Genomic DNA, 10,744 nt, shown 5'->3' with positions numbered 1-10,744 from the left:
AGATCTTGCAACGTTGATTGCCAGGAATTGTCGTTCACGCAACGAACTGTATGTGATTGCTCTGACATTGCTTACGCCATACCATTTTCGATGTGAGCATCCGTGGCGTTCCGATTGAGTTATTGCGTGATTGGCAGGCGGTAGGACACGGGGCCAATGCAAAGATCGGGGTTCTTCTGGTTCATGGTTTTACTGGCTCTCCAGCCTCGATGCGTCCATGGGCGGAATATCTCAATGCCCACGGATACACCGTGAGCGTTCCATTACTCCCAGGTCATGGAACAAAAGTTGAGGACCTGAACCTGGTGAAGTGGCAAGAATGGCCGGCGAAGGTGGAAAGTCAATTGCAGTCATTACTGAGCAGTTGTGAGAAAGTCTTTTTGATTGGTTTTTCTATGGGCGGAACGACAACACTCAATATCGCTGCTCGCTATTCACGGGAACTCTCGGGTTTGATTCTGGTCAACCCAATGATTCGTCTCAGATTTGTGCCCGCGCAATTGGCTTGGCTACTAAGTCGATTTCAGAAGTTTCGCTCTGCTATTGGAGATGACCTCAAACGCCCAGGAGTTACCGAAGCCGGCTATGACGCCAATGCCATTGTGGGCGTCTATGAGTTACTGAAGATGTGTAGCGCAACCCGCAGGCAATTACCCAATGTCACCTTGCCAGTTCAGCTCTTTCACAGCGCCGAAGACCACACCCTTCCTGTCGCTAACACCGAGATAATTCTGAAGGGGATTTCCTCACGTGAGAAGAGCAGAATCGAGTTGGTCAATAGCTATCACGTGGCCCCGCTTGATTATGACGCCGAAATGATGTTTGAGAATTCGCGGCTATTTATCGAATCGCATTAATATGCTTCTTTGTTAAACTTTGAGCGTGCATAAAATTGTTGCTCTGCTTGGTGGTAAACGGGCAGCTGACTCATTGAGGGAGACAGTTTCCGGAGATGCCAGCGGTGCACCTGCCTGGTCGGCCCAGATGGCAATCGGTGATGACATGGGCTACTTCGGACCAGACAGTGCGGTGTGGCAAGTACACGGTTGTATTTCAACAATTGTGGGTGGCATCAGAGCCCTGCTTATGCAGGCAGCTCACCCAGCAGCACTGACAGGTGTGGCAGAGCATTCACAGTATGACTCCGATCCATTGGGGCGGTTAGAGCGCACCACTCGTTGGCTCACTATTACATCCTTCGGTTCCACCGAAGCAGTGGCACGTGAAGCACAGCGGGTAACTGAGATTCACAAAAGGGTCGTGGGTAATTACCCAGATGGCAAGAGTGAAGTTCGCCCCTATGCAGCTAGTGATCCGCGCTATTTACTCTGGGTGCATTGTGCTTTCACTGATTCCTTCTTACGTACTTACCAAGAACTTGGCTATGACGCTCAAGATTTAGGAAATCAATACATTCGCGAGTGGGCCCAGAGCGCCAAGCCTTTAGGACTTAATAGCGCCCCGCTATCCATGAGTGAATTAGCTGCCGAGATTTCCAGATTTGTTAAGGATGAGGTTGCAGCAATAACGATGACTCCTCCTATCGTTCGATTTATTCTCAAACCTCCATTTGGCAAAGGCGGACTTTTCTTCTATGCCATCTTGTGTAACGCCGCTATTGCCACGCTAGATGAACCTTTTCTCACCGTCTTGGGTCTGAAGCCAAGGTCAAAGAGCTGGCTGAAGCTAAGCCGGGTCTTGCTTGATTTTCTCTCCTATCTGCTCGGACACGAGTCGCCTTCGCAAAGGATTGCTCGCGAGAGAATCAAAAGAATAGAGTTAGCCTTATGAGCGATTGCCTCTTTTGCAAGATTGTTGAAGGTGTAGTGCCGTCACGGAAAGTCTATGAAAACGATGACTGCTATGCCTTCCTTGATACTTTCCCCGCAGCTAAGGGCCACACACTGGTGATCCCGAAGCAGCATTTCACTGATATTCACCAGGCCGATGCGCAGAGCTATGCCTCGGTGGCGGCCGCCGCTAAAGAAGTGGCAGATCTGCTGCACGCGAAGTTGGGTTCAGATGGAACGACAATCTTTCAAATGAATCGTGAAGCCGGTTGGCAAACTGTCTTTCATCTACACATGCACGTCATTCCACGTTGGGATAACGACGGCCTTCATAAGCCGTGGGATATCGCGGCGGCAACAGATGACAATCTTGCTGCTGTGCAGAAAGAAGTCGTGGGATGAGAGTACGAAGATGAAGAACCCGGATGCAATTGTTATCGGTGCCGGAATCCTAGGTGCCTGTTCTGCTCTTTCACTAACCAATGCTGGTTTCAAAGTATTGATCATCGACCGGGGCACCGTAGCCAGTGGAACAACCGGAGCCGGTGAAGGAAATATTCTTGTTTCAGATAAAGATCCTGGCCCGGAGCTGACTCTGGCGCTGAGATCGCGTGATCTGTGGTTTGAGATGCAAGAAGATGTTGGAGACTCTTTTGAGTTAGAAGCCAAGGGCGGTGTGGTTGTAGCTCGTTCCGATGATTCCCAGCTGATGGCGCTAGCGCAGTCTCAAGCAGCACATGGTGTAATAACCGAAAAAGTAGATTCCAAGCGACTACATGAACTCGAGCCGTATCTGCATCCAGAACTTTCATCAGGAGTTTTCTACCCGCAGGACGCACAGTGCCAACCAATGCTCGCAGCAGCTCGCATTATTCAGAGCGTGATTGCCCGCGGTGGGGAACTCGTGACACGCTCCAAAGTACTAGGTTTCACTATTGCCGGTGACTCGATCAGAAGCGTTAAGACGAGCACCGGAGAATATGCGGCGCCGATTGTTATTAATGCAGCAGGCACTTGGGCGGGAGAAATTGCATCGCTGGCGGGTTCACATCTGCCTGTAGCACCTAGACGTGGATTTATTTTGGTGACTGAACCAGCCCCGCAATACATATTCCATAAGGTTTATGACTCAGACTATGTAGTGAATGTGGCCAGTAGTGATGCCGATTTACAAACTAGTACGGTGGTAGAGGGAACACGAAGTGGAACAATTCTAATTGGAGCAAGTCGTGAGCGAGTCGGCTTTGATTCCACGATGAATTACGAGATCGTGCGCAAGCTAGCCGCGCAGGCAACATCGCTATTTCCCATCTTGCGCGATGTTCAACTTTTGCGCGTCTATCGCGGCTTTAGGCCTTATGCACCTGATCATCTACCTTTAATCGGTGAAGATTACCGAGTAAAAGGATTGTGGCATTCCGCCGGACATGAAGGAGCAGGCATCGGACTTGCACCAGGTTCTGCTGCCCTAATCACTGACACCATCCTTGGTCGGCAATCATTTATGGACCCAGCAGCTTTCTCTCCTAAGAGATTTGCTGAGGTCTTACGATGAGTGCGAGCACAGGTGCCGATGTTTCCTTCACATTTAATGGAGACAATTATGAAGGTGCGCCTGGTCAGTCAATAGCGGCAGCTCTCATGGCATCGGGTGTGCGGGAGTTAAGAGCAACCCGCTTTCACAAAGAACCTAGATTGATTTTCTGTGGAATTGGAATTTGTTTTGATTGTGTAGTTGTGGTTAATGGTGTCGCTAATCAAAGAGCATGTCTGGTGGAGATTTCCCAGGGTGATCAGATTGTGAGCAGTAAATGATCGCAATCATTGGTGCCGGCCCGGCCGGTCTTGCAGCTGCCATGACAGCTGCTGAGAACAATGAACAGGTGGTGGTGATTGATTCTGCCCCTCGCCCTGGTGGGCAGTACTGGCGACACCTGACGAAAGTCGAAGGCTATAAATCTGCCCGATCTCACAAGTACTTCACCGCCCTGCAAGAAAATGAGAAGATCATTTACATAAGTGGGGCCCAGATTTGGAGCGCGGTTCAGGTAGATGATCGAATTACTCTTAATTACCTAGCTGCCGGAATTGAATCAGCGATTACTGTCCAAAAAGTTATTCTGGCTACAGGTGCACACGATCGCGCAATTCCGTTTACTGGATGGGAGCGGCCAGGAGTTATGACTCCGGGCGCAGCGCAAGCTCTTCTTAAAGGTCACAATGTCATTGCCGGTCAGAAAATTTTGATTACAGGCACTGGTCCTTTTCTATTGCCGGTGGCGGTCGGGCTCGCTGCCGCGGGAGCAGATGTTGCCGGAATTTTCGAAGCCCACTCGCCTCTTCGTTGGCTTAGGTCACCGCTGGCGCTGCTACTGAATCCACAGAAATCTATTGAACTGATCTATTACATCCGGCAGATAAATAAGTACAAATTAAGAGTTAGATTTAATCGCGCAGTGATTGCCTTTGACGGGAAATCAGCCTCGATAGCCAAAGTAGATACTGAATTGAGAATTAAGAAGACCGTTTCCAAGATTGACTGCGATGTCATTGCCGCGGGTTGGGGATTCACTCCCGATGTCACACTAGGTGGAATTCTCGGGTGCAAGCAGGTAGTAGACCGAGATGGAACTGTGATTTTCGCCGTAGATGGAGAACAGCGAAGTTCGGTTGCAAATATTTGGATTGCTGGAGAAGCCACCGGTATTGGAGGAGCTGATTTAGCACTGATTGAAGGTCGTATCGCAGCGCTATCAGCACTTGGTCTTGCCATTCCAGCACGATTGCGGTTTGCTCGATATCGATCGCAGAAATTTGCCACAGCACTTCAAGTTAGTTATCCGGTCGGCAATGGATGGCAGGGGTGGTTAAGGCAAGAAAGCAAAGTTTGTCGGTGCGAGGAAGTTTCACTCGGTGAAATATGTGCCTCGGTCTCAGAGCTATCAGCTAACGATGCGAGAACATCAAAGCTATTTACTCGTGCTGGCATGGGAATGTGTCAAGGGCGAATCTGTTCTCGCAATGTGAGTGAAATTATCGCTAGTCAAACCCAATGCGAAGTTACTGAGCAGGAACGAATCGGCTATAGCAATAGACCCATTGCTGCTCCTATCTCACTCGGGGCGCTATCAGATGGTATTAAATGAGGTTAGGAGATAACTTTCTCTCATGACAAAACCATGGAACGGCGTTCTAACAGCAACCGCAACACCTTTTAAATCCGACCTCTCTGTCGACTATGACAAATATGCAGAACACGTTTCTTGGCTTGCCGAAAATGGAACCCATGGAGTTATCCCAAATGGATCGCTAGGCGAATACCAAGTTCTCACCCCGGAAGAGCGCGCAAAGATGGTCGAGGTTGCGGTAGCGGCAGCGCCAAAAGGTTTTAGCGTCGTGCCAGGAGTTGCGGCCTATGGCGCGAGTGAGTCACGAAAGTGGGCAGAGCAAGCGCAGAATGCAGGAGCTGGCGCAGTAATGCTGCTTCCACCGAATGCTTATCGCGCATCTGATGATGAAGTGATTGCGCATTACAAAGCGGTAGCCGTGGTAGGCATACCGATTATTGCCTACAACAATCCCTTCGATACCAAAGTTGATCTCACGCCAAAGCTGGTCGCTAGAATTGCGGATGAAGTTCCCGAGGTAGTTGCAATCAAGGAATTTTCCGGAGATGTGCGAAGAATCTGGCAGATTAAGAAGCTGGCGCCCAGAATTGAAGTTATTGTCGGCGCCGATGATGTATTCCTAGAGTTAGCTACTGCTGGCATCTCTGGCTGGATTGCTGGATTTCCTAATGCGCTGCCGAAAGAATCTATGGAGCTTTATAACTTGGCGATTGCGGGCAAGTTCACGGAGGCAGCGCCCATGTATGCAGCTTTACATGATGTCTTCCACTGGGATTCTAAGAAGGAATTCATCCAGGCAATTAAGTTAGGCATGGATCACGTCGGTCGTTATGGGGGACCCACGCGATTGCCGCGATTGCCGCTGCCGAAGCACGAGCAAGAGCAGATTCATCGTGAGATGGATGTAGCACTTGCATACTTTAAGAGCCGCTGAGGTTTTTTAAATGAAGAGCCTGCGCACGGTCACCACGGTGGAGACACACACCGAAGGCATGCCAACGCGCGTTGTCACATCTGGAATCGGTGAAATACCAGGGGCAACTATGTTTGAAAAGCGTCTTCATTTTATGGAGCAGATGGATTACTGGCGACAATGGTTGATGTTTGAACCTCGTGGACATAGCGCCATGAGCGGTGCGATTTTACAAAAACCGATGAGATCTGATGCAGATTGGGGCGTTATCTACATTGAAGTCTCTGGCTGTCTTCCGATGTGTGGCCACGGAACTATTGGTGTGGCAACGGCGCTAATAGAGAAAAAGCTGGTGGAGATTGTAGAACCGATTACGACAATTCGACTTGATACCCCGGCGGGTTTAGTAGTTGTTGATGTAGCCATTGAAGATGGAAGAGCAAAGAATGTCACTATGACAAATGTTCCCTCCTTTTCCTACGCCCTTGATCAAGAGGTAGATGTTCCGGTGCTTGGTAAGTTGAAATACGACATGGCCTATGGCGGAAACTTCTATGCCATAGTTCCCATCGAGCGGGTCAAGATCGAATTCACGCGGGCGAATGGCCAGAAGTTCTTAGACCTTGGCCTGCAAATCTCTGATGCAATCAACGAACAGAATCGACCTGTACATCCGGAAAATCCAGATATCGCAATCTGTCATCACATCGACTTCATCTCACCTGGCGCAGAAGGTCCTTTGCACTGGCGAAATGCGATGGCAATTCATCCCGGCTGGTTTGATCGCTCACCCTGTGGCACCGGAACTTCCGCTCGGCTAGCTCAGATGGTTGCGCGAGGTGAGTTTAAAGATGGGGATGTACTAATTAATGAGTCATGGATTGGTTCCCACTTCGAAGGACGCGTGAAAGAGCGCACGAAGGTTGGCCATTTTGATGCGATCGTGCCGATGATTACAGGTCGGGCATGGGTCATGGGTGAATCCACCTGGATGTTAGATGAGAACGATCCGTTTCCTAATGGATTTATCGTTTAATTAATTCGCTGTTCGACTTTCCACGGATTGGCATCCTGTAAGGCGGCCGGCAGAACCTCTTGCGCAAATGATTGATAAGAGACTGGGCGCATAAATCGATAGATGGCATCGATACCAACTGATGTTGTGTGAGTGGACGATGCTGGCCATTGCCCGCCATGCTGCATCGCCTCAGTTACTGCCACCCCAGTTGGAAATGCATTCCAAATAACCCTACCGGCTTTCTGAGCCAAGATTGAAAGTAGATCGGTATATGAATCAGATGCACTGCCATGAATAGTGGCTGTTAACTGCCCTTGCAGTTCGCCCGCGATTCTCACATAGTCATTCTCAGCTGCAGTGATTACAACAGTAGTTGGCCCGAAATGTTCTTCTAGTAACCCCGGCGTTGATTGCGCGGTGGCCCAATCAGTCACAAAGATGGTGGGAGTGACACCAAAACCATTGTCGGTAGCCTTTGCAGAAAAAATTTGAACTGAAGGTGCTTGAGCAAGTAATGCGATAGCAGCGCTATAGCGGCCGGCTATTGCGAATGAAAGAAGTGGTCCCACCTGCAACGTTGCCAGGTAAGTGCTGATTTGTGAAAGAAATTGAGTTTCGTTTTCTGGAATGAAAATTAACCCTGGCTTAGTACAAAATTGGCCAGATCCAAGGAGGGCAGAATCAACTAAGCCTTTAGCTAGCTCCTCAGAGCGTTCCGCGATTGCAGAGCGTGTTACGAAAACAGGATTTAGACTCCCCATCTCGGCGTATACAGGAATAGGTACTTCCCGCTTTGCGCAAATATCAAGCAAGATTCTTCCCACTGCTTCAGACCCGGTAAATCCAACAGCCTTGATACGAGGATCTCCAGCTAGCCAGTGGGTAATCTGCGGATTCACACCCTGCACGATTGCAAAGAGATCAGCAGATAAACCAGTTTTAATCAGCGCACTCTTTACTGCACCTTCGATAATTGCGCAGGTATTTGGGTGTGAAGGATGCGCCTTAGCTACAACAGCGTTGCCAGAAGCGATGGCAGAAGCCGCATCTCCACCAGCAACGGAGAAGGCAAGCGGGAAGTTACTGGCGGCAAAGATAGAAACGACTCCAAGTGGTTGGTTCTGGCGGCGAATATCAGGGCGTGGTGCAGGGGAGTAGTTGGCATCGGCCTTATCTATGACAACCCTTAAGTGGCGTCCGGTCTCAACGAGGTCTGCAAATAATTTGAATTGCGCTGTGGTGCGAGTTATCTCCCCGCCAATGCGACCCTCAGGAAGGGCAGTCTCAGCACAGGCACTTACTATTAATTGAGATCTTTGGGATTCAATTTCTTCGGCAATCAAACGAAGCAAAGATGCTGATTTCACCGGAGAAAGAGCGGCAAGTGTGTGAGCCTGCTCTGTTGCTTTTGTAATCAAAGCTCGTACTTCACCCTCGGTATTTTCGTGAATTGGATTTCCGAATGGGGAAGTATCGCTGGGTTTAATGGCGGTAAATGTCATATCTGAATCTTACGAGTATTCTTCCCAGGTGAGTACCTCAACAAGGAGAATGGGAATTCTCGCTATTCTTGGCTCCGCTCTCTGTTTTGGAACCACAGGAACCACGCAACAACTTGGCGTTCCAGATATCTCACCTCTTGCCGTGGGCGCCGCCAGACTTCTCTGTGGCTCGCTCTTTCTCTTTGCTTTTGCCTACATCCAACGTTCACAACGCGGAAGTATTCACATGTCACACCGAGACCTCTTGATCTGTAGCTTTGGTGTGGCTGGCTATCAACTCACCTTCTTTAGCGCAGTGAACATCACCGGCATTGCGATCTCCACCGTGACAGCCCTAGGCAGTGTTCCAACATTCTCCGCCATTGTTGCCTACCTTGTCATGGGCGAGAAACCTTCAAAGAGTTGGTACCTAGGCACATCGATCACAATCCTTGGGATTATTCTGGTTGGAACGGCGAATGGAATTGCAGAATTTAAACCGCTGGGTGTTCTCCTGGCAGCAATAGCAGGTTTCGGTTTCGCAGTATTTAGTGTTATCGGTCGCAAATCATTAGCAGCTGGAGCACAGGACATCTGGTTGACTGCCACCTCATTTGGTGTGGCGGCGCTGCTGACAGTGCCATTCCTCTTTGCCCAAAACCCAGAGTGGATACTCACAACTAAGGGCGGACTATCAGTTCTTTGGCTAGGCCTGGTTCCCACAGCGATTGGGTATTTTCTCTTCACATCGGGGCTTAAGAAGATTGATTCAAGTACTGCGGCCACTGTGGTCTTGGCAGAGCCGGCAACTGCCACAATCTTGGCTGCGGTAGTAATTGGTGAGAGCCTAGTTACGCAAAGTTATATCGGTATTGCAATCGTTGCCGCGGGAATTCTCTATATCTCTCGCGCTAAGCCTTAAAGTCATAGAAGATAAGAAAAATCGCAACGCCGAACATGATGTTAGCGATGACGCAATCAAGTACCTTCCAAAAGATTGGCTTAGTCATAAATCTCGAGGCCGCTCGGGCTCCAAAACCAAGGGCAGAGAACCAAAGAATGCTGCCGAGCGAGGCACCGAGTGCGAAGTACCAACGATCGCTCTGGAATTGGTTGGAGATGCTGCCGAGTAGGATAACTGTATCTAGATACACGTGCGGATTTAAGAAGGTGAATCCGAGCACCGATGCAATTGCTGCTGATCGCGAAATTGATGGTGCGCCTTCGATACTCATAGCTCCCGTGCGAAGGACCTTTCGAAGAGTTTTGAGTCCAAAGTAGGTCAGATAGATGACCCCAAACCAGCGGATCACTTCAAGTGCGCGTGGCTGCGATTGAATGAGAGCACCGAGTCCGCCGGTGCCCAGGAAGATGAGTAGCACATCGGATGTCGCACAGATGGTGACAACTAGGAGAACATGAGACTTAGCTAGCCCTTGGCGAATCACGAATGCATTTTGGGCACCGATTGCGATGATCAGGGAGAGGCCAGTAAATAAGCCTGGGAGAAATGCAATCACCCTCTGATAGTACTTTGCTTGTAAGTACATGGGGATAGGGTCCTAAGTCTGTTTAGCACTGTGTCATCCTTCCATTTCACGATTTTTGGTTTTAGAATTCGCTATGCGCTTCAAGAATGTTTTTGTATTAAGCCCGGGAAGATCAGGATCAAAGACGTTTATTGAAGCTTCGTCGCACCTGACAAACTACTCAGCTGCGCATGAATCTCTGAGTGCCCATCTGGGAGATAAACGATTCGCCTACACAGCTCATCATATTGAGGCAGATAATCGACTAATCTGGTTCACCGGAGAGTTAGCTAAGCGCTTTCCTGAGGACGTTCTTTACATCAATCTCATCCGAGATTTTGAGGCAACGGTAGACAGCTTCCATCATCGCTTGCAGAACAGTTCTTATCGAGCTTCAATAATGAACGCCTTTGCCCATGGAATTTTGATGAAGACAGGGGATTGGAGTGTCGATCAGGAGCGAGATCTCGCCGCTTTCTATGTAGAAACGGTGCAATCAAATATTGAGTTCTTTCTTAAAGATCGAGTCCATCACACTGTGCACCTAGAAGACGGTGGTGAAAGCTTCAACGAATTCCTGCACTTGATTAGAGCTGAAGGAGATATGGAAAAGGTTCGTTCTACCTGGCTGGAAGTTCATAACGCGCGTTAGGTGGATGAGACTGGGATCAAACCAGTGATCCCCGTAATCTCAATCCTCACTTACGAGTGTGAATAGTGCAGACCAAGAAAGCCTTTGTTAACGGGAGTTAATAACCTTTTCCTTTACCGGGCTCTGCACCGCGCATACTGGGCAGAGTGCTATTTTGCCAATCCAATTTTCATTTGGTTTAGTTAAATCGGCGTTCCATGCATGTCCACATTCAAGCCAATAGGCTGGTCTAA

The 10,744-nt window shown here is 49.2% G+C and carries 12 protein-coding genes; 10 read left to right on the top strand and 2 right to left on the bottom strand.

Annotated elements, in window-relative coordinates; all coding sequences use genetic code 11:
• The first annotated feature begins 92 nt into the window (after positions 1-92).
• The 8 genes from AC9UEP_RS05035 to AC9UEP_RS05000 are packed head-to-tail and all read left to right on the top strand — an operon-like array spanning position 93 to position 6,867.
• A complete protein-coding gene (locus AC9UEP_RS05035) occupies positions 93-857 on the top strand; it encodes an alpha/beta hydrolase (protein WP_509544621.1) in 765 nt (254 codons plus the stop codon).
• 25 nt (positions 858-882) lie between these two features.
• Positions 883-1,791, top strand: a complete 909-nt coding sequence (locus AC9UEP_RS05030; protein WP_509544619.1) for an oxygenase MpaB family protein — start codon at positions 883-885, stop codon at positions 1,789-1,791.
• Positions 1,788-2,192 (top strand): HIT family protein, encoded by a 405-nt coding sequence (locus tag AC9UEP_RS05025; RefSeq protein ID WP_509544616.1) that lies wholly within the window; start codon positions 1,788-1,790, stop codon positions 2,190-2,192. The genes AC9UEP_RS05030 and AC9UEP_RS05025 overlap by 4 nt, the downstream gene beginning before the upstream one ends.
• Positions 2,193-2,202: 10 nt before the next feature.
• Positions 2,203-3,345 (top strand): NAD(P)/FAD-dependent oxidoreductase, encoded by a 1,143-nt coding sequence (locus AC9UEP_RS05020; RefSeq protein WP_509544614.1) that lies wholly within the window; start codon positions 2,203-2,205, stop codon positions 3,343-3,345.
• Positions 3,342-3,605 carry a (2Fe-2S)-binding protein gene (locus AC9UEP_RS05015; protein WP_509544612.1) on the top strand — a complete coding sequence of 88 codons (264 nt, stop codon included), beginning with the start codon at positions 3,342-3,344 and terminating at the stop codon, positions 3,603-3,605. The genes AC9UEP_RS05020 and AC9UEP_RS05015 overlap by 4 nt, the downstream gene beginning before the upstream one ends.
• The gene (locus tag AC9UEP_RS05010; protein ID WP_509544610.1) at positions 3,602-4,936 is read left to right on the top strand and encodes an FAD/NAD(P)-dependent oxidoreductase; all 1,335 of its coding nucleotides are present in this window, start codon (positions 3,602-3,604) and stop codon (positions 4,934-4,936) included. Before AC9UEP_RS05015 ends, AC9UEP_RS05010 begins: the two co-directional genes overlap by 4 nt.
• 22 nt (positions 4,937-4,958) lie before the next feature.
• Entirely contained in the window at positions 4,959-5,852 is an 894-nt protein-coding gene (locus tag AC9UEP_RS05005) for a dihydrodipicolinate synthase family protein (protein WP_509544607.1), read from the top strand.
• A gap of 10 nt (positions 5,853-5,862) precedes the next feature.
• Entirely contained in the window at positions 5,863-6,867 is a 1,005-nt protein-coding gene (locus AC9UEP_RS05000; protein WP_509544604.1) for a proline racemase family protein, read from the top strand.
• Here the strand turns inward: AC9UEP_RS05000 and AC9UEP_RS04995 are convergent.
• The gene (locus tag AC9UEP_RS04995; RefSeq protein WP_509544602.1) at positions 6,864-8,351 is read right to left on the bottom strand and encodes an aldehyde dehydrogenase (NADP(+)); all 1,488 of its coding nucleotides are present in this window, start codon (positions 8,349-8,351) and stop codon (positions 6,864-6,866) included. The two genes, AC9UEP_RS05000 and AC9UEP_RS04995, sit on opposite strands and share 4 nt — an antisense overlap.
• A 28-nt stretch (positions 8,352-8,379) precedes the next feature.
• On the opposite strand from AC9UEP_RS04995, the gene AC9UEP_RS04990 reads away from it, so the two are divergent.
• Positions 8,380-9,252: a DMT family transporter gene (locus AC9UEP_RS04990; protein WP_509544599.1), complete on the top strand. Its 873-nt coding sequence runs from the start codon at positions 8,380-8,382 to the stop codon at positions 9,250-9,252.
• Here AC9UEP_RS04990 and AC9UEP_RS04985 read toward each other — a convergent pair.
• Complete coding sequence (locus AC9UEP_RS04985; protein WP_509544596.1) at positions 9,242-9,850, bottom strand: LysE/ArgO family amino acid transporter; 609 nt, start codon at positions 9,848-9,850, stop codon at positions 9,242-9,244. The genes AC9UEP_RS04990 and AC9UEP_RS04985 overlap by 11 nt on opposite strands.
• A 103-nt stretch (positions 9,851-9,953) precedes the next feature.
• On the opposite strand from AC9UEP_RS04985, the gene AC9UEP_RS04980 reads away from it, so the two are divergent.
• On the top strand, positions 9,954-10,511 hold the full coding sequence (locus AC9UEP_RS04980; RefSeq protein ID WP_509544594.1) for a hypothetical protein: 558 nt from the start codon (positions 9,954-9,956) through the stop codon (positions 10,509-10,511).
• Positions 10,512-10,744: the final 233 nt, after the last annotated feature.

The organism is Candidatus Planktophila sp. (assembly GCF_040402315.1).
In the GTDB taxonomy this organism is placed as follows: Bacteria; Actinomycetota; Actinomycetes; order Nanopelagicales; family Nanopelagicaceae; genus Planktophila.
This window is presented reverse-complemented; position numbering and strand designations above follow the sequence as displayed.